Origin of the sequence: Bradyrhizobium canariense (genome assembly GCF_019402665.1) — a bacterium.
GTDB classification, from domain to species: domain Bacteria; phylum Pseudomonadota; class Alphaproteobacteria; order Rhizobiales; family Xanthobacteraceae; genus Bradyrhizobium; species Bradyrhizobium canariense.
The window spans coordinates 251,673-277,217 of sequence record NZ_VSST01000042.1 but is presented as its reverse complement, the minus strand read 5'-3'; the positions used below and the strand labels follow the sequence as shown (position 1 = coordinate 277,217).

22 protein-coding genes are annotated in these 25,545 nt (G+C 65.0%); 14 read left to right on the top strand and 8 right to left on the bottom strand.

Going from position 1 to position 25,545, the window contains the following annotated elements; translation table 11 throughout:
• Positions 1-147 precede the first annotated feature (147 nt).
• The gene (locus tag FXB41_RS23145; RefSeq protein ID WP_219683328.1) at positions 148-1,323 is read right to left on the bottom strand and encodes a patatin-like phospholipase family protein; all 1,176 of its coding nucleotides are present in this window, start codon (positions 1,321-1,323) and stop codon (positions 148-150) included.
• Positions 1,324-1,578: 255 nt separating this feature from the next.
• Between FXB41_RS23145 and FXB41_RS23140 the strand changes: the two genes are divergently transcribed.
• From FXB41_RS23140 to FXB41_RS23130, 3 genes are all read left to right on the top strand, one after another.
• Positions 1,579-2,358 carry an acetoacetate decarboxylase gene (locus FXB41_RS23140; RefSeq protein ID WP_219683327.1) on the top strand — a complete coding sequence of 260 codons (780 nt, stop codon included), beginning with the start codon at positions 1,579-1,581 and terminating at the stop codon, positions 2,356-2,358.
• Between the two features lie 109 nt (positions 2,359-2,467).
• The gene (locus FXB41_RS23135) at positions 2,468-3,484 is read left to right on the top strand and encodes a transporter (RefSeq protein WP_219683326.1); all 1,017 of its coding nucleotides are present in this window, start codon (positions 2,468-2,470) and stop codon (positions 3,482-3,484) included.
• A gap of 22 nt (positions 3,485-3,506) precedes the next feature.
• Complete coding sequence (locus FXB41_RS23130) at positions 3,507-4,910, top strand: carbohydrate porin (protein ID WP_219683325.1); 1,404 nt, start codon at positions 3,507-3,509, stop codon at positions 4,908-4,910.
• Here FXB41_RS23130 and FXB41_RS23125 read toward each other — a convergent pair.
• The 3 genes from FXB41_RS23125 to FXB41_RS23115 form a co-directional block, all read right to left on the bottom strand.
• Positions 4,907-6,202: an MFS transporter gene (locus FXB41_RS23125; protein ID WP_219683324.1), complete on the bottom strand. Its 1,296-nt coding sequence runs from the start codon at positions 6,200-6,202 to the stop codon at positions 4,907-4,909. The two genes, FXB41_RS23130 and FXB41_RS23125, sit on opposite strands and share 4 nt — an antisense overlap.
• A 110-nt stretch (positions 6,203-6,312) precedes the next feature.
• Positions 6,313-7,509, bottom strand: a complete 1,197-nt coding sequence (locus tag FXB41_RS23120) for an acetyl-CoA C-acyltransferase (RefSeq protein ID WP_219683323.1) — start codon at positions 7,507-7,509, stop codon at positions 6,313-6,315.
• A 265-nt stretch (positions 7,510-7,774) separates the two neighbouring features.
• A complete protein-coding gene (locus tag FXB41_RS23115) occupies positions 7,775-8,545 on the bottom strand; it encodes an enoyl-CoA hydratase (RefSeq protein WP_219683322.1) in 771 nt (256 codons plus the stop codon).
• 149 nt (positions 8,546-8,694) lie between these two features.
• On the opposite strand from FXB41_RS23115, the gene FXB41_RS23110 reads away from it, so the two are divergent.
• Together FXB41_RS23110 and FXB41_RS23105 are read left to right on the top strand one after the other, a co-directional pair.
• On the top strand, positions 8,695-9,234 hold the full coding sequence (locus tag FXB41_RS23110) for a PaaI family thioesterase (RefSeq protein WP_219683321.1): 540 nt from the start codon (positions 8,695-8,697) through the stop codon (positions 9,232-9,234).
• Between the two features lie 59 nt (positions 9,235-9,293).
• Positions 9,294-9,914: a TetR/AcrR family transcriptional regulator gene (locus FXB41_RS23105; protein ID WP_219683320.1), complete on the top strand. Its 621-nt coding sequence runs from the start codon at positions 9,294-9,296 to the stop codon at positions 9,912-9,914.
• Positions 9,915-9,966: 52 nt separating this feature from the next.
• Here FXB41_RS23105 and FXB41_RS23100 read toward each other — a convergent pair whose 3' ends face one another.
• Entirely contained in the window at positions 9,967-10,881 is a 915-nt protein-coding gene (locus FXB41_RS23100; RefSeq protein WP_219683319.1) for a LysR family transcriptional regulator, read from the bottom strand.
• Between the two features lie 101 nt (positions 10,882-10,982).
• Between FXB41_RS23100 and FXB41_RS23095 the strand changes: the two genes are divergently transcribed.
• The 8 genes from FXB41_RS23095 to FXB41_RS23060 all read left to right on the top strand — a co-directional run bounded on the left by FXB41_RS23095 (position 10,983) and on the right by FXB41_RS23060 (position 20,368).
• Positions 10,983-12,479, top strand: a complete 1,497-nt coding sequence (locus FXB41_RS23095) for a CoA-acylating methylmalonate-semialdehyde dehydrogenase (RefSeq protein WP_219683318.1) — start codon at positions 10,983-10,985, stop codon at positions 12,477-12,479.
• Between the two features lie 119 nt (positions 12,480-12,598).
• A complete protein-coding gene (locus tag FXB41_RS23090) occupies positions 12,599-13,744 on the top strand; it encodes an isobutyryl-CoA dehydrogenase (protein ID WP_219683317.1) in 1,146 nt (381 codons plus the stop codon).
• Positions 13,741-14,808 carry an enoyl-CoA hydratase/isomerase family protein gene (locus tag FXB41_RS23085; protein ID WP_219683316.1) on the top strand — a complete coding sequence of 356 codons (1,068 nt, stop codon included), beginning with the start codon at positions 13,741-13,743 and terminating at the stop codon, positions 14,806-14,808. Before FXB41_RS23090 ends, FXB41_RS23085 begins: the two co-directional genes overlap by 4 nt.
• Before the next feature lie 30 nt (positions 14,809-14,838).
• Positions 14,839-15,729: a 3-hydroxyisobutyrate dehydrogenase gene (mmsB, locus tag FXB41_RS23080; protein WP_219683315.1), complete on the top strand. Its 891-nt coding sequence runs from the start codon at positions 14,839-14,841 to the stop codon at positions 15,727-15,729.
• Positions 15,729-17,447, top strand: a complete 1,719-nt coding sequence (locus tag FXB41_RS23075; protein ID WP_219683314.1) for an AMP-binding protein — start codon at positions 15,729-15,731, stop codon at positions 17,445-17,447. The genes mmsB and FXB41_RS23075 overlap by 1 nt, the downstream gene beginning before the upstream one ends.
• Complete coding sequence (locus FXB41_RS23070; protein WP_219683313.1) at positions 17,448-17,927, top strand: MaoC family dehydratase; 480 nt, start codon at positions 17,448-17,450, stop codon at positions 17,925-17,927. It abuts the gene before it with no gap.
• A 300-nt stretch (positions 17,928-18,227) separates the two neighbouring features.
• Positions 18,228-19,145: an SDR family NAD(P)-dependent oxidoreductase gene (locus FXB41_RS23065; protein WP_219683312.1), complete on the top strand. Its 918-nt coding sequence runs from the start codon at positions 18,228-18,230 to the stop codon at positions 19,143-19,145.
• Positions 19,142-20,368, top strand: a complete 1,227-nt coding sequence (locus FXB41_RS23060; RefSeq protein WP_007592246.1) for a BaiN/RdsA family NAD(P)/FAD-dependent oxidoreductase — start codon at positions 19,142-19,144, stop codon at positions 20,366-20,368. Before FXB41_RS23065 ends, FXB41_RS23060 begins: the two co-directional genes overlap by 4 nt.
• Before the next feature lie 8 nt (positions 20,369-20,376).
• Here FXB41_RS23060 and FXB41_RS23055 read toward each other — a convergent pair whose 3' ends face one another.
• On the bottom strand, positions 20,377-21,594 hold the full coding sequence (locus FXB41_RS23055; RefSeq protein WP_219683311.1) for an MFS transporter: 1,218 nt from the start codon (positions 21,592-21,594) through the stop codon (positions 20,377-20,379).
• A gap of 91 nt (positions 21,595-21,685) precedes the next feature.
• Here FXB41_RS23055 and FXB41_RS23050 point away from each other — a divergent pair, with 91 nt between their 5' ends.
• On the top strand, positions 21,686-22,588 hold the full coding sequence (locus FXB41_RS23050; RefSeq protein WP_007592243.1) for a LysR family transcriptional regulator: 903 nt from the start codon (positions 21,686-21,688) through the stop codon (positions 22,586-22,588).
• On the opposite strand, the gene FXB41_RS23045 is transcribed toward FXB41_RS23050, so the two are convergent.
• Both FXB41_RS23045 and FXB41_RS23040 read right to left on the bottom strand, forming a co-directional pair.
• Positions 22,589-23,668 carry an alanine racemase gene (locus tag FXB41_RS23045; RefSeq protein WP_219683310.1) on the bottom strand — a complete coding sequence of 360 codons (1,080 nt, stop codon included), beginning with the start codon at positions 23,666-23,668 and terminating at the stop codon, positions 22,589-22,591.
• Positions 23,669-23,732: 64 nt separating this feature from the next.
• Positions 23,733-25,538 (bottom strand): ABC-F family ATP-binding cassette domain-containing protein, encoded by a 1,806-nt coding sequence (locus tag FXB41_RS23040; RefSeq protein WP_219683309.1) that lies wholly within the window; start codon positions 25,536-25,538, stop codon positions 23,733-23,735.
• Positions 25,539-25,545 lie beyond the last annotated feature (7 nt).

The following is a 25,545-nucleotide window of genomic DNA, read 5'->3' as shown; positions in this document are numbered from 1 at the left end:
CCAGCCGGCGCCCGGCCTTCCCTGCGCCCTTTCTTTCGAGAGGGTGCTAAGGCTAGAGCAAAGCTCGGGCAAAATGAGCCGCGAGAATGCGAAAGTGTGCCTGCAAGCCGGGAACGGGAATTGGGTGATCGCGACGGGACGATAGAGCTACGCGCTCTCCGTCTCCCGGTGCACGTCGTGCACAACGAGGCCCATGCCTTCGTCGGGCATCTTGATCCAGTCGCGGCGCTTCAGGGTGCGCTTGGTGTCTTCGTAGCCGGAGGTCCAGTGCTCGCGCATCGAGGTGCCCGAGAATTCGTGGTCCTTGGCGTCGCCCTCGTAGGCCTTCTGCTGGTAGATCAGATGCAGGATCGCGATCTCAGGCATGTGGCGCAGGCTCGACTTGAGTTTGCGCTCCTCCTCGGAGAGCTGCTCGTCGGGCAGCTTGGCCAAGGCCTTGTAGAGCAGGACCTTGAGGTTGTGGGTTCGGCGGTAGACGTCGGTGTTGTGGCGGGTGCGCGAGGAATACATGATGTCCTTGTGGCGGGCCATCACGTCCTGGATCGAGCGCGGCAGCACGCCGCGTGCGCTGAACAGGTCGACCTGGAACACCAGCGAATTGAGCGCGTCTTCCTGGTCGAGCAGGTGCTGAAGCGGCGTGTTGGAGACGATGCCGCCGTCCCAGAAATGATCGGTGCCGATCCGCACCATCGGCAGTGCCGGCGGCAGGGCGCCGGAAGCCATGATGTGCTCCGGCTCGATCTCGTCGTGGGAATTGTCGAAATAGATGAAATTGCCGGAGAGCACGTTCACGGCGCCGACCGCGAAGCGAACCTTCTTCTCGTTGATGAGGTCGAAGTCGACGAGCTCGAGCAGGCTCTCTTTCAGCGGCATCGTGTCATAATAGCTGGTGGCGGTCCGGGCGCCGACCGGGCTCAGCCAGGGATTGACCTGATGCGGGCTGAAGAAGCCCGGTTGGCCCATCGCCGACGTCATCCACGCGCTGGTGAGATTGCGCCACTGGCGGAAGATGTCTCCGTCAGGCGTGTAGTGCCAGATCTTGCGGTTGGTGATGCGCTCCCAGAAGATGCGCAGCGCCTCGAGCCGCTTCTCCGGCTTGTTGCCCGCGATGATGGCGGAGTTGATCGCGCCGATCGAGACGCCACAGACCCAGTCGGGCTCGATGCCGGCCTCGTGCAGCGCCTGGTAGACGCCGGCCTGGTACGCGCCGAGCGCGCCGCCACCTTGCAGCACCAGCGCAACGCGGTCGCAACGCTCGGGCCGCCAGCCTCGTGCGGGAGGCTGATGCGTCTGATGGGGCGGTTGCGGCGTCCGAGCGTCCATGGTGTGCCTCCTGGCAAGCATGGAGATCATGCTTCAATGACAGAGGCCAAACGATTGCGTCGGGCGGTGACGGCGTGATGACATTCTGGCGCCGATGCATCGCTTGCATGCACCATGACCGCCTTGGGAATGGCTGCGGTCGTGCGGCTGACGGAAATCCTTCACATCGAAGTCAATGACGGCGGCTAGCAATCTGCATCGCCGCCTGACGCTGCCGGGCGGGCATCACGTGAGCGCCACTAGAGGAGACCAGCGATGCGCAGGGAAGAGCTGCTGAGACTTCCGTCCATGCCGGCGGCCGGGCCGAGCTATCCGGCCGGGCCCTATCGCTTTGTTGACCGCGAATTCCTCGTCATCACCTACGAGACCGATCCGAACCTGATCCGCGCCGGCTTGCCGGAGCCGCTGGAGCCGATCGACCAGCCGATCGTGCATTACGAATGGATCAGGATGCCGGACTCGTCCGGCTTCGGCAGCTACACCGAATCCGGCCTCGTCATCCCCGCGCGCCTGCACGGCGAGGAGGTCAACTTCGTCTCGCAGATGTATCTGGACGATGATCCGCCGATCGCCGCCGGCCGCGAGATCTGGGGCTTTCCCAAGAAATACGCCCATCCCAAACTCGAGATCGTCAAAGACACGCTGACGGGCACGCTGGAATATGCCGGCCAACTCGTCGCCATGGGCACGATGGGCTACAAGCACGAGAGCATGGCCGGCAACGGCGATCTGACCCGGGCGACGCTGTCGAAAACGCAGATCAATCTGAAGATGATCCCCGGCGTCGACGGCCGCCTCGAGATCTGCCAACTGGTCGCGATCAACCTCATCGACATCGTGCCGAAGGGCTCCTGGATGGGGCCCGGCCGGCTGCATCTGGTGCCGCATGTCAATGCGCCCGTCGCCGATTTCCCGGTCCGCCGCTGCCTCGGCGCGCATCATTACATCGCCGACCTGACGCTGCCGTTCGGCCGCGTCGTGCACGACTACATCAGGGAAGCCGAGTTGGCCACCACCGGGCTGGCCGCCGAGTAGGGCGTCATCATCAAACTGTAACAATGCCGTAATTGAGTACCCGCGAAGGTCCGGGAGATGCCGTCAGCCATCTTCCGGAGCGGGGCATTCGTTGACGGTGGGAGTTGGTATGGCCGAGCCGGCTAAGCTTGTCAGCACGATATCGGATTCCGTGCCTTGCATTCCCGGCCTGGTGTGGGCATTCCGCCTCCACAGCGACGGCGGCGCCGAGGCGCTGCCGATCGACCAGCCGATCGAGTTCAGTCACGACGGCCGGCTCTGGTTGCATTTCAACCTCACGGACACGCGCGCACGGCCGTGGATCGCCGCATCACAGCTGCCGCCGCTCGCGCGCGAGCTCTTGCTGTCCAACGACACCTTCCAGCAGCTTCACGTCATCGACCACTGCGTCTACGGCGTGTTCTCCGACCTCGTGCGCGACATCGGCAGCGCGACGGAGGAGACCGCGTTCCTGCGCTTCGCCATGACCGAGCGGCTCCTGATCAGCGGCCGCCATCAGGCTCTGTGCTCGGCGGATGCGACACGGCGGGTGCTCGAAGGCGGCTACCGCGTCGACAATGTCGCCCATCTCCTCGAAAAGATCGTCGATGAGGTCGCCGACACGCTTGATAGGATGGCCGATAAGCTCGGTCAGGAGATCGACGAGATCGAGGAGCGGATTCTGGCCGACGACGCCAAGCCGGAGATGCGCCGCAATCTTGGCCGGCTGCGCCGGACCTGCGTCAGGCTGCATCGCCAGCTCACCGGCCTGCGTACGCTGTTCCATCGCCTCGACCAGAAGAACACCGACCACCTTTCGCCGGACCTGCGTATCCAGGCCGGCAAGCTGGCGCAGCGGCTGGACGGCCTCGACCACGACATCGTGGAGCTGCGCGAACGCAGCCGCCTGCTCGAGGAGGAGCTGCGCTTCAAGAACGAGGAGCAAAGCAACAACCACCTCCACACGCTCTCGATCGTGACCTCGCTGCTGCTTCCGCCGACGCTGATCACCGGCATCTTCGGCATGAACACCAAGGGCCTGCCTCTGACCGAGGTCGAGAGTGGATTTTTCTGGGCGGCTCTCCTGATGGCCTCGTCGGTCGGTGCGGCCTATCTCTTCATGCGGCGTACCGGTATCTTCAAGTAAAGCACGCCAGTCGGTATCAGCCGTGATCGGGACCGCACATCTATTTCCGCTGCGAAATGCGGCCGCGATTGTGCTGGCCTGGACGATGGCGAGCACCATCGCGCTGGCCGGCGCCAAGGACGAGAACGCGGCGGAGTGGCTAGCTCCAAAATGGTTCAACGAGTGGCATGACGGCCTCGCCAACAAGGGCCTGAATTTCGGCGCCGCCTACATCGCCGACAACATTGGAAATTTGTCCGGCGGCGTTAGGCGCGGCGCCATCCATTTCGGCCGGCTCGATCTTTCGGTCGATGCCGATCTCGACAAGCTGGTCGGCTGGAGCGGCGGCCGCTTCTACGCCAACGCGTTCGTGATCTACGGGCGAGGCCTCAGTCGCAACTACATCATGAATCTCGCGACCATCAGCGAGATCGAGGCGTTGCCGGACCAGCGGCTCTACAATGCCTATTTCGAGCAGAGCTTCTTCAACGACCGCTTGAACATCAGGGCCGGCCAGCAGGCCGCCGATGTCGAGTTTTTCGACAGCCAGACCGACGATCTCTTCATCAACGGCACCTTCGGCTGGCCCGCGATCAAGGCCTCGAACCTCCCGGCCGGCGGCCCGGCGCCGCCGATCGCGGTCCCCGGCATTCGCATCAAGGCCGCGCTGTCGGACCAGGTCACCCTGTTCGGTGCAGTGTTCAATGGCGATCCGTCAGGCCCGGGCAATCAGGATCCGCAGCTGCGCGACCATCATGGTCTTGCCTTCCGCGTCAACGACCCGCCTTGGGTGATCGGGCAGGTCCGCTTCAACTACGACCTCGATATCGGCGGCCGTTCGCTCGCCGGCAATTTTACGCCGGGCGCCTGGAAGCATTATGGCTCGTTCGACAGTCAGCGCTTCGCCACGGATGGGCGGTCGATCGCCGATCCCGACGGCAGCGGCATTCCGGCAAAGCTTCGCGGCAATTACGGTATCTTCGCGGTGATCGAGCAGGTGCTGTACCGGCCGCCGGAGGTCAGGGAGAGCACCACTTCGGCCTCGATCCCGGGTGTCACCGCGTTCGGCCGCATCGCCTACAGCCCGCCGGACCGCAACCTGATCGATCTCTATCTCGACGGCGGCATCGGCTTTGTCGGCTTCGTATCCGGTCGTCCGCTCGATCGCTTCGGCGTGGCGGCGGCCTACATGCGCATCTCGAACTCCGCGCGCAACCTCGACGTCGATACCCAATTCTTCACGGGCATCCAGAGCCCAGTGCGCAGCAACGAGACCCTGATCGAGATGATCTATGAGGCGCACATCAAGCCGGGCTGGCTGATCGCGCCGTACTTCCAATATGTGTTCCGTCCCTCGGGCGGCATCCCGAATCCGGACGACCCGAGCGGTGTTGCGCGGATTGGTGACGCCGCGGTCTTCGGCGTCACCACCACGATCAGGTACTAAGCCATCGCGGCTTGCGGCTTTGGCTTCGGTTGTCGCGAGAGCGTCAGCACGATCAGCGAGGCGAACACGCAGAGCGCGCCGGCGATGAAGAAGGCGGGCAGGTAGCTCTGATAGACCGTCCGCGAGAAACCGGCCCCGAAGGCGGCGGTGCCTGCACCGAGCTGGTGGCCGGCAAAGATCCAGCCGAACACCAGATTGGCGCGCTCGGGCCCAAATTTCTGCGCGGTGAGGCGCACCGTGGGCGGTACGGTTGCGATCCAGTCGAGCCCATAGAACATCGCGAAGATCGAGAGCCCATAGAACGAGAAATCGCTGAAGGGGAGGAAGATCAGCGAGAGCCCGCGCAGGCCGTAATACCAGAACAGCAAATAGCGGTTGTCGTAGCGGTCCGACAGCCAGCCCGACATGATGGTGCCGAAGAAGTCGAAGATGCCCATCGCGGCCAGCAAGCCCGCGGCCTGCACCTGCGGGATGCCGAAATCGAGGCACATCGGAATCAGATGCACCTGCACCAGGCCATTGGTGGATGCACCGCAGACGAAGAACGTCGCAAACAGGACCCAGAACGCGCTGCTCTTCGAGGCGTCGCGCAGCGTGCCGAGTGCAACGCCCGTGATCGAGCCATGGCTGACGGGCGGCGCGGGCAGGGGTGTGGTGCCTTTGTCGCCAAACGGGCGCAGGCCCACATCGCTCGGTCGGTCGCGCATCACGAGCAGGACCGCGAGGGCGGAAACACCGAGCGCGATGCAAACAAAACCGAGCGCAAGCCGCCAGCCGAAGCGTTCGGTGAGGCTCGCCAGCAGCGGCAGGAACACGAGCTGACCGGTGGCGACGCTCGCGGTCATGATGCCGACGACGAGGCCGCGCCGCGCCGCGAACCAGCGCGTCGCGATGGTGGCGCCCAGCACCAGCGCGGTCATGCCGGTGCCGATCCCGATCACGACGCCCCACAGCGCGACGAGCTGCCAGACCTCTGTCATGCCGAGCGAGAGCACCAGCGCCGAGACCACGATGAGCTGTGCGGTCAGGGTGACGTTGCGCAGGCCGTAGCGGTTGAGCAGGGCAGCCGCGAACGGCGCCATCAGCCCGAACAGGATGAAGCGGATCGACAGCGCGGAGGAGATCTCCGCCGTGCTCCAGCCGAACTCCTTCTGAAGCGGAACGATGAACACGCCGGGCGCGCCGACCGTTCCGGCGCTGATCAGCGCGGTGAGGAAGGTCACGCCGACCATCACCCAGCCGTAGTGGATATTGCGGCGGCCGAGCGTTGCCGCGAGCCAGTTCGAGATCATTGGGCCTCAATCTTGATGGGCAGGATTTGAAACACCTGCGCGAGTTTGCAGAATGGCACGGGACGCGTCCGTCTGAAATGACGGAGTTCCCTCATTTCCGGACTTTTACGTCAGTGCGTCAGGCGCTCCACCGCGATCGCGGTGGCTTCGCCGCCGCCGATGCAGAGCGCCGCCACGCCGCGCCTGAGGTTTCGCGCCTCGAGCGCATGCAGCAGCGTCACGATCAGCCGTGCGCCGGTGGCGCCGATGGGATGGCCGAGCGCGCAGGCGCCGCCGTTGATGTTGAGCTTGTCGCGGGGAATGCCGAGATCGCGCTGGGCCGCCATCGCCACCACGGCGAAGGCTTCGTTGATCTCGAACAGATCGACATCGCCGGCGCTCCAACCGATCTTGTCGAGCAGCTTGCGGATCGCCGGGATCGGCGCCGTGGTGAACCATTGCGGCTCCTGGCTGTGGGTGGCGTGGCCCTTGATCTCTGCGAGAGCCGGCAGGCCGCTGCGATCGGCGAGCGAGCGCTTCGTCAGCACCAGCGCGGCGGCGCCGTCGGCGTTGGCGGAGGAGGCCGCCGGCGTGATGGTGCCGTTGGCGCGGAACGCCGGCTTCAGCCCGGGGATCTTTGCGGGATCGACCTTGAGCGGATGCTCGTCATTGGCAACGATGCGGGGACCTGCCTTCTCGCTCAGCGTGATCGGCGCAATCTCGGCCTTGAACGCGCCGCCCTCGACCGCCTTGCGCGCGCGGCCCAATGTTTCCATCGCATAGGCGTCCTGGTCCTTGCGGGTGAACTGATAGGCTTCGGCGGTAGCCTCGCCGAAATCGCCCATGGAGCGGCCGGTCTCGTAGGCGTCTTCGAGGCCGTCCATCATCATGTGGTCGATGATGCGGTCGTGGCCGGCGCGGTAGCCACCGCGCGCCTTGGCGAGCAGATACGGCGCATTGCTCATGCTTTCCATGCCGCCGGAGACGACGATCTCGGCCGAGCCGGCGCGGATGATGTCGTGCGCCAGCATGGTCGCCTTCATGCCGGAGCCGCAGACCTTGTTCACGGTGGTCGCGCCGGTGGCGTCGGGCAAGCCGGCGGCACGCGCGGCCTGGCGCGCCGGGGCCTGGCCCTGACCCGCGGGAAGGACGCAGCCCATGAAGACCTCGTCGACCTTCTCCGGCGCAAGCTTGGCACGCTCGAGTGCCGCGCCGATCACGTGCGATCCGAGCTTGTGCGCGGGGAGCGGCGACAGCTCGCCCATGAAGCGGCCGAGCGGGCTACGGACGGCGGAGACGATGACGACGGGATCGGCGGCTTCGGCCATGGAGGAGACTCCCTAAAATGTCACATATGTAAGATTATGATCATCATATGATGCGGCGCAAAAAATGCAACTGCGTCGGGCATGAGAAAATCTTGTGGTTCGCATGAGATTTGGTCGTGCGAACGGAAGAGGTTGTCCCATAACCTGCTGTCATCGCCCGCGCAGGCGGGCGATCCAGTACGCCGAGGCGGTTGTGATTGAACCGATGGCGCTCGGAGTACTGGATGCCCCGCCTTCGCGGGGCATGACACCGTTGCTGATGGCTCTACCGCTTCCGATTCACAAACGCGCCCATTAGCCGCGTCGGCTCGTCCGTCAGGAACGACTCGCCGAAGACTTTGACGCTCAAATTCACCGACTCCGTCAGCGGCAGCTCCTCCCATTGCCGCAGTAGCGCTTTCTGCGAGCGCAGCGCCTCGGGGCCGCATTCGAGGAGGGCCTTCACGAGATGCTCGACCTCGGCATCGAGCCCGCCCTCCGGCGCGACCTTGTCGACCAGTCCCCACGCCAGAGCCGTCGCCGCGTCGATGTTCTCAGCGGTCATCACCAGCCAGCGCGCGCGGGCCCACCCGATCAGGCGCGGCAGCAGCGCGGCATGGATCACCGAGGGAATGCCGACCCGCACCTCCGGCATACCGAAATGCGCGTCATGGGCGGCGATGCGGAAATCGCAGGCGGCCGCGACTTCGAGCCCGCCGCCGAGGCACCAGCCGGGCATGCGCGCGATCATCGGGGCCGGGAAGGCGCGCACGGCCTCGCAGAGGTCGCGCAGGCGGCTGATGAAAGCCTCGGCGGAATTCTGGTCGAGCCTGGCCATCTCCTTGATGTCGGCGCCGCCGATCATGCTCTTCTCGCTCTGGCCGCGCAGCACCACAACCCGGATGCTGCGGTCGGACGAGAGCTGCTGCAAGCCTTCGCGCACCGCATCGGTGATGGGCGAGCCCAAAATGTTCAGCGAGCCGGCGTTGCAGATCGCGACATGAACGACGCCGCGCGCATCGCGCGTCACGCCGCAGTGGTGGTTGAGCATTTCCATGAGGGGATCTCTGAGTTCGTGGACGCGCGAATACGCCGGTCGGATCACACTTCCGGGCCGAAACGCATTGCTTGTCAAGCGGGCGGGGAGGGAGTTGCCAGCGCGAAGTCCGCGGCATAATATGATGTAAATCATACAAAGAGGCCGCAATGACCAACATCGATCAACTCGACCTGTTTTCGCCCGCGCAGCGGCGCGAGCGGGTGGTGGAGTGGCAGGTGCCTGCGCCGGTTGCGAAAGTGGCGATGGGCCTGTCAGGCATGGATGCGATGCTGGGCATCCGCGACGGAAGGCTGCCGCCGCCACCCTTTGCCAAGCTGATCGGCTTCGTCATGGCCGTGGTCGAGCCGGGCCGGATCGTCATGGAACTCGAACCGCGCGAGGATCTCGAGAATACCATCGGCCTCCTGCACGGAGCCACAGCCGCCGCGCTGATCGACACCGCCATGGGGTGTGCGATCTCGACCCGGCTGGAGCCCGGGCAGGGCTCCGTCACCCTCGATCTGAAAATGACCTTCCTGCGTCCGCTCTCGGTCCGGTCCGGGCTGATCTCCGCCGAAGGCAAGGTGATCAAGCTGGGACGCCAGACCAGCTACACCGAGGGCTTCGTCCGCGACGGTAAGGGGGCGCTTGCTGTGCACGCAACGGCGACCTTTTCCATGATCGGCAACAATTTTACCGGGAATTAATGCGCCGTCCGGCCGATATCCGTGTTATTAGATGACCTCCGACATTCAATGAGATCCGCATGCGCTATTCCCGGGAACACAAGCAGGAAACCCACGACCGCATCGTGAAGAAGGCTTCCGTGCGGCTGCGCGAAAAGGGTGCCCACGGCATCGGTGTCGCCGACCTCATGAAGGAAGCGGGCCTGACCCATGGCGGCTTCTATGCCCATTTCGATTCCCGCGAGGCGCTGGTGATCGAGGCGTTCGACTACGCCATGGATCGCTCGATGGAGCACTGGCGCAAGCAGTCCGATCAGGTCGCGCCGGAGAAGCAGCTCAATCAGATCGTCGAGACCTATCTCTCCACGGTGCACCGCGACAACCCCGGTCACGGCTGCTCGATCCCCGCGCTCGGCGCCGAGATCGCCCGGGAGAGCCCGAAGACGCGAAAGGCCTTTGCCGGCAAGCTCGACGAAATGATCGAGATGATCACGGACTTCATCCCGAATCTGCCGCGCAAGGCTGCGCGCAAGCAGGCGATCGCGACCCTGGCGACCATGGCCGGCACCATGTTGCTGGCGCGCATCGCCGGGTCGAGCGAGCTGTCGGACGAGGTGCTGAAGACTGGCAAGGACAGTGCGCTGGACGGCGCGCGGCGTGAGCCGAAGGCTGCGGTTGCGAAGAAGCCGAAGCAGAGTTAGGCCGAGGTGCCGTTGAATGTGTAGGGTGGGTTAGCCGAAGGCGTAACCCACCCTACGAAGTCCGCCCGGCAAACAACGTCCGCTCGCGCTCCACAATCTCGGAAATATAATCCGCCACCGCGCGGATCCGCGCCAGGTCCTTGCTGTCGGCGTGCATCAGCATCCAAAAGGTGCGGGTGATCGAGACCTCTTCCGCCAGCACCGCAATCAGCTTTGGATAGTCGGCCGCCATGAAGTGCGGCAGCACCGCAATACCGAAACCGGCGAGCGTGGCGTTGAGTTGCGCGATCAGATTGGCGCTACGCAAGCGTGCGGAGATCTTGGTCGACACCTGCGGCAGATAGTCCAGCTCGGGCGTGAACAACAGCTCTTCGATATAGCCGACGAAGCGATGCTGCGGCAGGACCTCGCGCGAGGTGATTTTCGGGAAGCGGTCGAGATAGGCGGGCGCGGCATAGAGTCCGAGCCTGTAGTCGAGCAGCTTGCGGCCGACGATGCGGCCTTCCTTCGGCATGGTCAGGCTGATGGCGATATCGGCCTCGCGCTTGGAGAGGCTGAACAGCCGCGCGGTGGCCACAAGTTGCAAATCGAGATCGGGATACCGGTCGGCGAACTGAGCGAGCCGCGGCGCCAGGAAGGCGGTCCCGAAGCCGTCGGGGGCGCCGATCCGCACCGTGCCGGTCAGCCGCGCCACCGAGCCACCGACCTGCTCCTGGTTGGCGACGATGGTCGATTCCATGGCTTCCGCGCTGTCGGCGACGCGCTGGCCCGCCTCTGTCAGCAGGTAACCGGTCTTGCGCCGGTCAAACAGCTTGGCCGAGAGGTGCTTTTCTAGCCGGTCCACGCGGCGGATCACGGTAGCATGGTCCACGCCGAGCTGCTTTGCCGCAGCCGAAACCGAGCCGCCCCGCACGATGGCCAGCACGAAGCGGAAGTCATCCCAGTCGATAGCGCCTTGATCCAGCATTTTCGCACATCTATGGTGCATTATCTCAGACTTGAATCCTATAAAATGCAGGTCGATAGGATTTGTCAAAGCGTTCAAGCTCGCCTTAAGGAGACGATTCCATGCGTTCAGTCGGACATTTCATTGGTGGCAAGGAGGTCAAGGGCACCTCGGGCCGCACCGCCGACGTTTTCGAGCCGATGACCGGTGACGTCCAGGCCAAGGTGGCGCTGGCGTCCAAGGCCGAGGTCCGCGCCGCCGTGGAAAACGCCCGCGCTGCTCAGCCGGAATGGGCTGCGACCAACCCGCAGCGCCGCGCCCGCGTCATGATGAAGTTCGTTGAGCTGGTGCAGCGCGACTACGACAAGCTCGCCGAACTGCTCGCCCGCGAGCATGGCAAGACCGTTCCTGACGCCAAGGGCGACATCCAGCGTGGCCTCGAAGTCGCGGAATTCTCCTGCGGTATCCCGCATCTGATGAAGGGCGAATACACCGAAGGCGCCGGCCCCGGCATCGACATCTACTCGATGCGCCAGGCGCTCGGTGTCGTTGCCGGCATCACGCCGTTCAATTTCCCGGCGATGATCCCGATGTGGAAGTTCGCGCCTGCGATCGCCTGCGGCAACGCCTTCATCCTGAAGCCGTCGGAGCGCGATCCCGGCGTGCCGATGATGCTTGCCGAGCTGATGATCGAGGCGGGCCTGCCGGCCGGCATCCTCAATGTCGTCAACGGCGACAAGGAAGCGGTCGACGCCATCCTCGACGATCCCGATATCAAGGCCGTCGGCTTCGTCGGCTCCACGCCGATCGCGCAATACATCTACGAACGCGCCGCCCAGACCGGGAAGCGCTGCCAGTGTTTTGGCGGGGCCAAGAACCACGCCATCATCATGCCCGACGCCGACATGGACCAGGCGGTCGACGCACTGATCGGCGCCGGTTACGGTTCGGCCGGCGAACGCTGCATGGCCGTGTCCGTCGCGGTCCCGGTCGGCAAGTCCACTGCCGACCGCTTGATGGAAAAGCTGGTCCCGCGCGTCGAGTCGCTCAAGATCGGCACCTCGATCGATCCGTCGGCCGATTACGGTCCGTTGGTGACGCGCGAGGCGGTCGAGAAGGTGAAGGGCTATATCGACATCGGCATCAAGGAAGGCGCGACGCTCGCCGTCGACGGTCGGGGCTTCAAGATGCAGGGCTACGAGAATGGCTTCTATCTCGGCGGTTCGCTGTTCGACAAGGTCACCAAGGACATGCGAATCTACAAGGAAGAGATTTTTGGCCCCGTGCTCTCGGTCGTGCGCGCGCATGACTACAAGGAAGCGCTGGCGCTGCCGTCGGAGCATGACTACGGCAACGGCGTTGCGATCTTCACCCGCGACGGCGATGCCGCGCGCGACTTCGCGGCCAAGGTCAATGTCGGCATGGTCGGCATCAACGTGCCGATCCCGGTGCCGATCGCCTATTACACCTTCGGCGGCTGGAAGAAGTCCGGCTTCGGCGATCTCAACCAGCACGGTCCGGATTCGGTCCGCTTCTACACCAAGACCAAGACGGTGACCTCGCGCTGGCCGTCCGGTGTCAAGGAAGGCGCGGAGTTCTCGATCCCGCTGATGAAGTAAGGCTGTAGCCCAGCCCGTCATTGCGAGCGTAGCGAAGCAATCCAGACTTTCTCCTCGGACACATTGGATTGCTTCGTCGCTTCGCTCCTCGCAATGACGAGAACAGTGAGCAGCCCATCATGCAGTTCGCTCTGAACGAGGATCAGATCGCGGTTCGCGACATGGCGTTGGCGTTTGCGGCGGAAAAGATCGCGCCGTTCGCGCTGCGCTGGGACGAGGAGAAGCATTTTCCCGTCGAAGTGATGCGCGAGGCAGCAGCGCTTGGCATGGGCGGCATCTATATCCGCGACGATGTCGGCGGCTCCGCGATGTCGCGGTTCGAGGCGGCGCTGATCTTCGAGGCGCTGGCGACGGGCTGTCCGACCACCTCGGCCTTCATCTCCATCCATAACATGGCGTCCTGGATGATCGATGCCTACGGCAGCGACACCCAGCGCCACACATGGTTGCCCAAGCTCTGCACCATGGAGCTGATCGCGAGCTACTGCCTGACCGAGCCGGGCGCCGGCTCGGACGCGGCAGCGCTGCGCACCCGCGCCGTGCGCGACGGCGATCATTACGTCCTCAACGGCCAGAAACAGTTCATCTCCGGCGCTGGCGGCACCGATCTGCTGGTCGCGATGGTGCGCACCGGCGGCGATGGCCCCGGCGGCATCTCGACGCTGGTGATCGACGGCAAGACGCCGGGCGTCTCGTTCGGCGCCAACGAGCGCAAGATGGGCTGGAACGCGCAGCCGACCCGCGCCGTGATCTTCGAGAACGCCCGCGTGCCGGTCGCCAATCGCTTGAGCGAGGAGGGTGTCGGCTTCAAGATCGCGATGGCCGGCCTCGACGGCGGCCGTCTGAACATCACGGCCTGCTCGCTCGGCGGCGCGCAGACCGCGCTGGACAAGGCGCGCGCCTACATGAAAGAGCGCAAAGCGTTCGGCAAGCGTCTCGACGAATTCCAGGCGCTGCAATTCAAGCTCGCCGACATGGCGATCGAACTCGAGGCCGCACGCACGTTCCTGTGGCGTGCCGCCGCCGCGCTGGATCGCAAGGACCCCGACGCCACCATGTTCTGCGCGATGGCCAAACGCTTCGGCACCGATGTCGGCTTTGAGGTCGCCAACCAGGCGCTCCAGCTTCATGGCGGATACGGCTATCTCAGCGAATACGGCATCGAGAAGATCGTGCGCGATTTGCGCGTGCACCAGATTCTCGAAGGCACCAATGAAATCATGCGGCTGATCGTGGCGCGCAAATTGATCGAGGGCGCACGATGAGTGGAGTGGAGGAGGGCGATCTGGTCGCACGGGTCGAGGGCTCGGCCGGCATTGTCAGGCTCAACCGTCCGAAGGCGATCAACGCCGTGACGCTGGAGATGTTTCGCGACATCGACAAGGCGCTCGACCGTTTTGAGGCCGATCCCGCCGTTGCCGTGATCGTGCTGGAAGGTGCCGGCGAGCGCGGCCTGTGTGCCGGCGGCGACATTCGCGCGCTCTGGGAGAGCTCGAAGGTCGACGGCGATCTCGGCAAGATTCTGTGGCGAGAAGAGTACATCCTCAACGCCCGGATCAAGAAATTCCCGAAACCCTATGTCGCCTTCATGGACGGCATTGTGATGGGCGGCGGCGTCGGACTCTCGGCGCATGCGAGCCATCGCATCGTCACCGACCGCACCAGGCTTGCGATGCCCGAGGTCGGGCTCGGTTTCTTTCCCGACGTCGGCGGCACCTGGCTGTTGTCACGCTCGCCGGGCGAGATCGGCACTTATTTTGGCCTGACCGGCCAGACCATGAACGGCCCCGATGCGATCCACGCCAGGTTTGCCGATGCGGAGGTACCGGCGGCCAAATGGCCCGAGTTGCGCGACGCGCTGACCAAGGTTCGCCAGGGCGTCACCGCGGCCGATGTCAGCAAGCTCATCAACGGTTTTGCGACGGGGGAGACCGCGGGGCCGGTCGCCGCAAAGGAGCCGGCGATCGACGCACTGTTCGGCTTCGACCGCATGGAAGACATTTTTGCCGCGCTGAAGCGCGACGGTTCCGAGTTCGCGCTGGCGACATTGAAGAGGCTCAACGAAAAATCGCCGCGCGGCATGGTGGTGACGCTCAAGCTGCTGCGGCTCGGGCGCACCGCGTCGAGCCTGGAAGAATGCCTGGTGCGCGAATATCGCGCTGCGCTGGAAGTTTTCCGCAGCGACGACTTTCGCGAAGGCGTGCGCGCCGCCGTGATCGACAAGGATCGCAATCCGACCTGGTCGCCGCCCCGCATCGAGGATGTCACTCCGGACCTGCTTGCGCCGTATCTCGCCGAGATTGGCGCCGACGAATTGAAGTTCAACTAACCAACGAAACGTTCAGCGGAGGAAACCAAGATGGCCACGATCGCATTCATCGGTCTCGGCAACATGGGCGGGCCCATGGCCGCCAATCTGGTCAAGGCCGGCCACAAGGTCGTCGCTTTCGACCTCGCCGAGGCCTCCCGGAACCAGGCCAAGGCCGACGGTGCCGGCATCGCCGACAGCGCGGCGGGCGCCGTGAGGGGCGCCGATGTGGTCGTCACCATGCTGCCGGCCGGCAAGCATGTGCTCGGCGTGTGGGGCGAGGTCGTGCCCGCCATGACCAAGGGCACGCTGATCATCGACTCCTCCACTATTGACGTCGAGAGCGCGCGCCAGGCGCATGCGCTGGCGGCCAAGTACGGGGTGCTTTCGGTCGACGCGCCGGTCTCCGGCGGCACCGGGGGCGCCAAGGGTGCGACGCTCACCTTCATGTGCGGCGGCGAGGACAACGCGTTTGCAGCGGCAAAGCCCGTGCTGGAGAACATGGGCAAGAAGATCGTGCATTGCGGCGGGGCCGGCGCAGGCCAGGCGGCAAAAATCTGCAACAACATGATCCTTGGCATTTCCATGATCGCCGTGAGCGAGGCGTTCGCGCTGGCCGAGAAGCTCGGGCTCTCGCACCAGGCGCTGTTCGATGTGGCCTCGACCTCGTCGGGCCAGTGCTGGTCGCTGACGACCTATTGCCCGGTGCCCGGTCCAGTGCCGACCTCGCCCGCCAACAACGGCTACAAGCCGGGCTTTGCCTCGGCGCTGATGGTGAAGGATCTGACGCTGGCGCAGGACGCGGCGAAGGCCGCGGGCGCCGCAACCCCGCTCGGCAAGCATGCGCAGGAGATCTATCAGTCATTCGACGCAGCCGGCCACGGCAGGGTGGATTTTTCCGGAATTATCGAGCACGTTAGGAGTCTAGCCGGGAAAGCTTGATGACGACATTTCAGGAAGCGCGCGCGCTTCTGCTTCACAACCGCACGGACTATGAGACAGCGGTCAAGGACTTCCGCTGGCCTGATCCGGTCCCCTTCAACTGGGCACTCGACTGGTTCGACGCCGAGCTGGCGGCGAATGCGGACAGCAAGGATCGTCCTGCGCTTTGGATCGTCGATGCCGCGCAGGACCGGCAGACCAAGCTCTCGTTCGGGGCGTTGTCACGCCGCTCCAACCAGGTCGCGAATTTCCTCCGAGCACAGGGCTTGAAGCGCGGCGATCATCTCCTGCTGCTGCTCGGCAATGTCGTTCCGCTGTGGGAGACGATGCTGGCCGCGATCAAGCTCGGCGTCGTCGTGATTCCCGCAACGACGCTGCTCACCGCCGACGAGCTCCGCGACCGGCTCGATCGCGGCAAGGCGAAGGCGGTGGTGGCAGCGCAGGACCAGGTTGCGAAGTTTGCCAGTCTTGGCGCCGAGAATATCGTCCGCATCGTCGTAGGCGAGGCCTCCGATGGCTGGCTTTCCTATGATGACGCGGCAGAGGCGTCGGAGAGCTTTGCAGCGGACGGTCCGACCAACGCTGACGACCCGATGCTGCTCTATTTCACCTCGGGCACCACCGCAAAGCCAAAACTGGTTCGGCACAGCCAGCGCAGTTATCCCGTCGGCCATCTCTCGACCATGTATTGGATCGGGTTGAAGCCCGGCGACGTCCATCTCAACATCTCCTCACCCGGCTGGGCCAAGCATGCCTGGAGCTGCTTCTTCGCGCCGTGGAACGCGGGCGCAACCGTCTTTGTGGCCAATCAGCCGCGCTTCGACGCCAAGGGGCTGCTTGCCACCATCGGCCGCTGCGGCGTCACTACGCTGTGCGCGCCGCCGACGGTGTGGCGGCTGTTCATCCAGGAGAACTTGGCGTCGTTCAAGGTGGCCTTGCGCGAGGTCTGCGGCGCCGGCGAGCCGCTCAATCCTGAGGTGATCGACCAGGTGCAGGCCGCCTGGGGCCTCACCATTCGCGACGGTTACGGCCAGACTGAAACGACGGCGCTCGCCGGCAACTCGCCGGGGCAAAAGATCAAGATCGGCTCGATGGGCCGGCCGCTGCCGGGCTATCGCGTGCAGGTCAGCGACGCCGATGGTCATCCGGCCAAGGAGGGCGAGGTGGCTCTGGTGCTCGGCGAAAACCGTCCCGCCGGCCTGATGCAGGGCTATCAGGGCGACAACGGCGGGCTGTCCGGCGCCGAAGGCGAGCTCTATCGCAGCGGCGACGTCGTGTTCGAGGACGATGACGGCTATCTCACTTTCGTCGGCCGGTCCGACGACGTGTTCAAATCCTCCGACTATCGCATCAGCCCGTTCGAACTTGAGAGCGTGTTGCTCGAGCACGAGCTCGTCGCGGAAGCCGCAGTCGTGCCGAGCCCGGATCCGATCCGGCTCGCGATTCCCAAGGCCTTTGTGCTGCTGACATCCGGCGCGGAGCGCTCGCCGGAAACCGCGCTCTCCATCTTCAAGCATCTGCACACGCGCCTGGCGCCGTTCAAGCGCATCCGCCGCCTCGAGATCGTCACGGAGCTGCCGAAGACGATCTCGGGTAAGATCCGCCGCGTCCAGCTCAGACGTCTCGAGCGTGACGACGATCGCAACGATCCCCTGCGCGGCCGGGAATTCCGCGAAGAGGATTTTCCGGAGCTGCCGAAAACACGGAGTGAGACCTAAGTGAACGAAGTCTGGAAGAAGCCGCCGATTACGCTTCAGGCCTACCAAGCCATGGTCGGCAAGGAGATCGGCGTGTCGTCATGGCACCTGGTCGATCAGCCACGCATCGACACCTATGCCGACGTGATCGAGGATCATCAGTTCATTCACGTCGACCCGGAGCGTGCGAAGAAGGAGACGGCGTTCGGCACCACCATTGCGCACGGTTTCCTGACGATGTCGCTGCTGTCGATCATGTCCTACGAGGTGATGCCCGTCATCGCGGGCACCACGATGGGCGTCAACTACGGTTTCGACAAGCTGCGTTTCATCTCGCCGGTGCGTTCAGGAAAACGCGTTCGCGGCCGTTTCGTGTTGGCGGAAGCCAAGCTGCGCAAGCCGAATGAATTGCAGTCGCGCACCAACGTCACCGTGGAGATCGAAGACGAGGACAAGCCCGCGCTGGTCGCGGAGTGGCTGGGATTGATCTATTTCGCCTGACGCCGCCTGACGCCGCCTGTCGTTGCCAGGCTTGACCCGGCAAGCCATGGCTGCTCAAAAGCTGTTCAAATCGCTCGCGAAGCCTTCTCACCCTCTCCCCCTGCGGGAGAGGGTGGCTTCGCGGAACGCGAAGCCGGGTGAGGGGTATCCCTCCACGAGCTCCGCTGTCGATGGAGACCCCTCATCCGGCGCCGTAGCCAACGCTACGCGTTGGCGTTTTAACTGGGAACGGCGGCCGTTGGCCGCCTATGCCACCTTCTCCCACGAGGGGAGAAGGAAGAAGAAGCAGGAACTGCACTCATGGCAATCAGGTTCGACGGACGCGTCGCCATCGTCACCGGCGCGGGCAATGGTCTCGGCAAGGCGCATGCGCTGGGATTGGCGAGCCGCGGCGCCAAAGTCGTGGTCAACGATTTCGGCGGCGCGCGCGATGGCAGCGGCGGCTCGCTGTCGCCGGCGGAAGCCGTGGTCGAGGAGATCCGTAAAGCGGGCGGCATCGCCATGGCCGACGGCGCCGACGTCTCCAATTTCGAGCAGGTCACCGCGATGGTTGAGCGCGCCACCAAGGAGTGGGGCAGCGTCGACCTCTTGTGTGCCAATGCCGGCATTTTGCGCGACAAGTCGTTCGGCAAGATGGAAGCGGCCGATTTCCAGAAGGTGCTCGACGTGCACCTCGTCGGCACCTTTTATTGCTGCAAGGCGGCCTGGGCCGGCATGCGCGATCGCAACTATGGCCGCATCGTCCTGACGACGTCGTCCTCCGGCCTCTACGGCAATTTCGGCCAGGCCAATTACGGTGCGGCCAAGTCCGGCATGGTCGGCCTGATGAACGTGCTGGCGGAAGAGGGCCGCAAGACCGACATCCGTGTCAACATCATCTCGCCGACGGCGGCAACCCGCATGACGGAAGAGCTGCTGCCGCCGCAGGCGCTGCAGTTGATGAAGCCGAACGCGATCACGCCCGCGGTCGAGTACATGCTGAGCGAGGACGCGCCGACCCGCACCATCATGGGCGCCGGCGCCGGCTCGTTCGCGGTAATCAAGATCGTCGAGAGCGAAGGCATCAACCTGCCGGAATCCGAGTGGACCCCGGACGCGGTCGCGGCGCATTTCGCCGAGATCAGCGACATGTCGAAGGCGAAGGCGCTGCAGGGGGCTTTCGAGCAGACGCAGAAATATGTGGCGCAAGCCGCTGCGCGTGCCGGGGTAAAACTCTGACAGCCGTGGCCGTCATCGGCGCCGGCCCTGCCGGGCTGATAGCGGCCGAAGTGCTCGTGCAGGGTGGTGCTCGCGTCACCGTCTACGATTCGATGCCGTCCGCTGGCCGGAAATTCCTGATGGCCGGCCGCGGCGGGCTCAATCTCACCCACAGCGAACCGCTGCCGCAGTTCATCACGCGCTACCGCGAGGCGGCGCAGAGGTTGCAGGCTGCGATCGACGCGTTTCCGCCGGACGCGCTGCGCGCGTGGAGCGAGGCGCTGGGCGAGCCGACTTTTGTCGGCTCCAGCGGGCGTGTGTTTCCGAAAGCGTTCAAGGCGTCGCCCTTGCTGCGCGCCTGGCTGCGACGCCTCGATGCGGCCGGCGTCCGCTTTGCCTTTCGCCAGCGCTGGATGGGGTGGGATAGAGACGGACAACTGGTCTTTGACACACCCGGCGGCGGCGCCGCCATCGCCGCGGATGCCACGGTGCTGGCACTCGGCGGCGCAAGCTGGCCGCGACTAGGCTCCGATGGCGGCTGGACGACGATCCTCGCCGACAAAGGCGTTGCGATCTCGCCGCTGCGGCCGGCGAACTGCGGCTTCACCGTCGCCTGGTCCGAAATCTTCAGCACGCGCTTCGAAGGCCAACCGCTCAAGGCCATCGCGCTGTCCTTCGGCCCACAGCGCGCGCGCGGCGAGGCCATGATCACAACCGGCGGGATCGAAGGCGGGGCGATCTATGCGTTGTCGGCCGAACTGCGCGAGGCGATTGCGGCGAACGGCGAAGCGGTCCTGCACGTCGCGTTGCGGCCGGATGTCCATCATGGCGAACTCGTCCAGCGCCTATCCGCCGCGCGCGGCAAGCAATCGTTCTCCAATTTCCTGCGCAAGGCTGCACAGCTGTCTCCGGTCGCGGTCGGGCTGTTGCAGGAAGCTGCCATCAGTGCCGGCCAGTCGTTGTCGGCGATGTCGGCTGAGCGATTGGTGGAGCTCATCAACGCCGTGCCGGTCAAGCTCACGGGCGTCGCGCCAATCGCGCGCGCGATCTCCAGCGCCGGCGGGATTTCCTTCGATGAACTCGACTCGGAATTCATGATCCGCAAGCTGCCGGGCGTGTTCGCGGCCGGAGAGATGCTGGACTGGGAGGCGCCGACGGGTGGCTATTTGCTCCAGGCCTCGTTCGCGACGGGGGCTGCGGCGGGTAGGGGTGTGTTGCGACGGCTCGCCCAATTGTCGCCCTGACCATCCCGTCATGACGTTCGGGTCCGGGTTGCGAGATCCGTGAGGAGGCCGAGCACGCCGAAGCTTGCCGCCACTGCGCAGACCATCGTCCAGCCGCCAAAACTCCAGGCCAGCGATGCCGCCGCCGCGCCGACGCCACCGCCAATGAAGAACAGCGCGACGAACAGGCCGTTCATGCGACCGCGGGCCTCGGGGCGCAACAGGTTGATGGCGCGACGGCCCAACGTCTGGTCGGTGGTGATGCCGACGTCGAGCAGGATCGTGCCGAGGCTCAGGACCAGCAGACCGGTGATCTGGGATTCAAGCACGCTCGCCCAGGCACAGAGCGCAAGCGACCCGATGATGAGCAGATGGGCGGCAAAGAACATCGGCCGCGCCCGGCCCCTGTCGCCCCAGCGGCCGGCCATCGGTGTCGCCGCGGCGCCCGCCACGCCGATCAGTGCGAAGGCGGCAACTCCCTTGGCGTCGAGGTCGAACGGCGCCTCCGGCAGCCGCAGCGCGACCGCCGACCAGAACGCCGTGAAGGAAGCCATGACCAGCGATGCGGTCCAGGCCCGCACGCGGAGCACGGGCTCTTCGCGGAGCAGTCTTGGAAAGGACAGGAGCAAGTCGGCGTAGCTCGCGCGTCCCGTCGGTTGAAGGGTTGGAAGGTAGCGGGCGAGCGCGCAGGCAAGCAGGGTCATCAGAATGGCCGAGACGACATAGTAGGCGCGCCAGCTCCAGAGATCGGCGATCAGGCTCGCCGCAGGTCGCGACAACAGGATGCCGATCATCAATCCGCCCATCACCTCGCCGATGGCCTGGCCGCGGCGATCCGGCGCCACCATCGATGCGACAAGCGGAACCATCATCTGGATCGCCGCGCAGCAGGCGCCGAGGATGAAGGTGGCGAGCAGCAGGAGCGCGGGCGTCGGCGCGAGCGCCGTCGCCACGGCGGCGAGGATCGCGCAGCCGAGCGTGCGGAGGATGACAAGCCGGTTCTCGACCAGATCGAGCAGAGGCACGAGCAGCAGCAGGCCGAGTGCATAGCCGAGCAACGTCAGCGTGCTGATCAGGCCCGCCTGCCACGCGGGCATGGACATTGACCGGCCGATCAGGCCGAGCAGGATCTGCGGCGCGAACAGATTGGTGACGACGACACCGGCGGTGATTGCGCCGAGCCAGATCAGGGGCCGCTCGGCGAGTTGGTTTCGGGAGGCAGGCCTGGTGGCTTCGGAGGTAGTCATGGGACCTCGCAGCTGTGGCGCGAGACCCTTTAAGCGGAGTGGTCAATATGCTACAATTCAAATAAGCCGATAAAGAATATGCGGGTTTGTTATGAATACCCATGACCTCGTCGCTTTCGTCGCCGTCGTCGAGACCGGATCGATTGTCGCAGCTTCGGCGCGTCTCAATCTCACCCAGCCTGGCGTGACCCGACGTATCCAGAATCTCGAGGAGATGCTGGGGGCGCAGCTTCTGGATCGGCTCTCGAAGCCCCTGAAGCCGACGGCGGCGGGCCATGAAGCCTACGAGCAGGGCAGGCGCCTGCTCAGGATGCTGGACGACCTCAAGTCGGGCGTGGCCAACGACGGAATGGTTCGCGGCGAGTTCAGGCTCGGTCTGACGCCGTTTCTCTCGGAGGCGGGCCTGACCGCACCACTCGATGCGGTGCGCGCCGAATTTCCCGCGCTGGCGGTGCGGGTGGTCTCCGGTTGGTCGCCGAACCAGCTCGAGCGTGTCTGCCGCAACGAGCTCGATGCGGCCGCGATTTGTCTCCCCGACGGTGCAGTGCCGCCCGCCGATCTCGCGGCCGACGATCTCGGCGCGCAGCCCGTCGTCTTCGTCGTCGCACGAGAGATGAAGATCCCGCGCACCGTCGACCTGGAACGGCTGTCCCAACTGTCGTGGGTAATCAACCAGGATGGCTGTGGATTTCGCGATACGCTGAAGCGAAAATTCGATGCCTCGCATCTGCCGTTCAACATCGCGGTCGAGGCGCTGGATAGTGAGCTTCGCCTGTCGCTGGTGTCGCGTGGTCTCGGCGTCGGGCTGGTCACCCCGATCGCCCTGAAACGCAGCGCATTTCGCGACAAGCTCAAGCCGGTCGCTGCGCGCGACTTCAAACCCGCGGTGCGCGCATGGGTGGTGCATCGCGCCCCCGCCGGTCGGCTGGAGCGGCCGATCAAACTCTTCCGCGATGGATTGGTCCGGGAACTCCAGGCACTGATCGGGGGCTAGCTACCTCAGCTTCCCCCGTGCCGCCACCGGCAGCGTGCCGATGATCTCCTCGCCGCGCACCATCACCACTTCGTCCATCATGTTGACGACGACGCAGACATGATTTGGCACGACCCGCACGATGTCGCCGACATTCGGCCGGGTGTTGCTGCGGGAGAGGTCGAGGAAGCCGTGCTCCTCGGCGAAGCGTGCGATCTTGGCTTCGGGGTGCTCCAGGATGAGGCCGTGGCCGTCGAGGCCGCCGGTGTCCGTCGTCAGAGTCTCCGAGCCGGCGTCGAGGATGCCGCGCTCAGGCGCGGCGCGGCTGACCACGGTCGAATAGATGTGCAGCGCGCAGTCGTCCCAGGTGGCGACGCCGGCCGCGACCTGCATGCGGTCGTTGTAGATGTAGGTGCCGAAGCGATGCTCGGTGCCGCCCTTGAGCTTGCCGAGGTTCTTCAGGTTCGGCGTCCCGCCGGTCGAGACGATTTTTGCATCCAGCCCGTGTGCGCGCACGCCGGCCAGAGCTTCGTCATAGAATTTTTGTGCGTCGGCCCAGCCGGTCTCGGTCGGATACATCATGAAGCCGGCGAATTGCAGTCCCTTGGATGCGGCAATCTCCTGCGCCAGGGCAATCGCCTCGGCGGGCGTCTCGACGCCGGCGCGCTTGCGGCCGGTATCGCATTCGACCACGACCGACAGCGGTCGGCCTGAGGCCGCAGCGGCCTTGGGCAGGCCGGCAACGACGGTCGAATTGTCCGCGGCGACCGTCATGTTGGCCTTCGCCTGCAGCGCCCCTAACCGCGCCATCTTTTCTTCGCCGAGCAAATTGTAGCTGATCAGGATGTCGTCGATCCCGGCATTGACCATGATCTCGGCTTCACCGAGCTTCTGGCAGGTGATGCCCTTCGCGCCGGCCGCGATCTGCATCCTCGCGATCGTGGGGTTCTTGTGCGTCTTGATGTGGGGACGGTTGGCAACTCCGGCGTCGTCGCAGGCCTTCTGGATCCGCGCGATGTTGCGCTCGACCTTGTCCATGTCGATGACGGCGCAGGGCGTGCCGTATTCGCGGGCGATCTTGGCGGCAAGGGTCGTTGTCATGGAAGTCTCTGAGTTGGCGCGCATCCCGTTTGCAAAAGCGGTGCCCACTTTTGCGAAATGCACGCTAGGCCTGTTCAATCTCTTCGCGCCGCACTTCGAGCTCCAGCCATTTGTCCTCGGCCTCGGCCAGTTCCTTTTGCGCCTTCGTCAGAGCGTCGGAGGCCTGATCGAAGCGCTTGCGATCTTTCCGGAACAGATCGGGGTCGTCAAGGAAGCGCTGCTGCTTGGCGATCTCGGCCTGCAGCTTGGCGATGGTCTTGGGCAACGTCTCCAGCGCGTGTTGCTCGTTGAAGGTCAACCGTCGCTTCGCGACGCCGGAAGGCGCGACGGTTCGCTGCTCTCTCGTCTCTTCGACGGCCTTCGCTGTCGCGCGCTTCACGTCAGCGCCGCGCTGGGCGAGCATGTCGGTATAGCCGCCGGCATATTCGAGCCAGCGTCCGTTGCCCTCGGGCACGATCACAGACGTCACCACGCGGTCGAGAAAATCGCGATCGTGGCTGATCAGAATCACGGTGCCCTCGTAGTCGCTGAGCATTTCCTCGAGAACGTCGAGGGTCTCCAGGTCGAGGTCGTTGGTCGGCTCGTCCAGCACCAGGAGGTTCGAGGGCTTCGCCAGGGCGCGCGCCAGCATCAGCCGGCCGCGTTCACCGCCCGACAGCACCTCCAGCGGCGTGCGCATCTGTTCCTGGGCGAACAGGAAGTCCTTCATGTAGCTGACGACGTGCTTCGGCTTGCCGCCGACCATGACATGGTCGCCGCGGCCGCCGGTCAGCGCCTCGGCCAGCGTCGTCTTCGGATCGAGACTTTCCCGATGCTGGTCGAGCGTCGCCATCTCGATGTTGGCACCGAGCCGTATGCTGCCGCTGTCCGGTGCGCTGCCGCCGGTCAGCATCTCGATCAGCGTGGTCTTGCCGGCGCCGTTCGGGCCGACGATGCCGATGCGGTCGCCGCGCTGGACGCGGATCGAGAAGCCGTCGACGATCTTTCGCTCGCCATAGGACCGGCTGATATTCTTGGCCTCGATGACGAGCTTGCCGGATTTGTCGGCTTCGGCAGCCGCGAGGTTGGCGTTGCCCGTCGCGCCGCGATGGGTGCGGCGCTGGTCGCGCAGCGCGTGGAGATTGCCGAGTCGCTTGACGTTGCGCTTGCGGCGGCCCGAGACGCCGTAGCGCAACCAGTGCTCCTCGTTGACGATCTTGCGGTCGAGCTTGTGTTGGTCGCGCTCTTCCTCCGCGAGCACCTCGTCGCGCCAGGCCTCGAAGGCGCTGAAGCCGCGGTCGATCTGCCGGATCTGGCCGCGGTCGAGCCAGGCGGTGCTGCGCGAGAGATTGCCCAGGAAGCGCCGATCGTGGCTGATGATCACCAGCGCGCAGCGGCGGCTCTCCAGTTCGCCCTCCAGCCATTCGATGGTCGGAAGATCCAGATGGTTGGTAGGCTCGTCCAGCAGCAGGATATCGGGCGAGGGCGCCAGCACGCGCGCCAGCGCGGCGCGGCGCGCTTCGCCGCCGGAGACATGCGCCGGATCTTCTTCACCGCTGAGACCGAGCTGCTCGACCAGATTGCGCGCCTGATAATGGTCGTCGCCGGCATTGAGGCCGGCCTCGACATAGGCCAGCGTGGTGGAGAAACCGGAAAAATCCGGCTCCTGCGGCAGGTAGCGGATGGTGGCGCCGGGCTGCACGAAGCGGCTGCCGCCATCCGGTTCGACCAGGCCGGCCGCGATCTTGAGCAGCGTCGATTTGCCGGAACCGTTCCGGCCGATCAGGCAGACGCGCTCGCCGGTCGAAACCGACAGCTCGACGCCCGCCAGGAGCGGCGTGCCGCCGAAGGTCAGCTTGATATCGCGCAGTTGAATCAGCGGTGGCGCCATGCGGTGT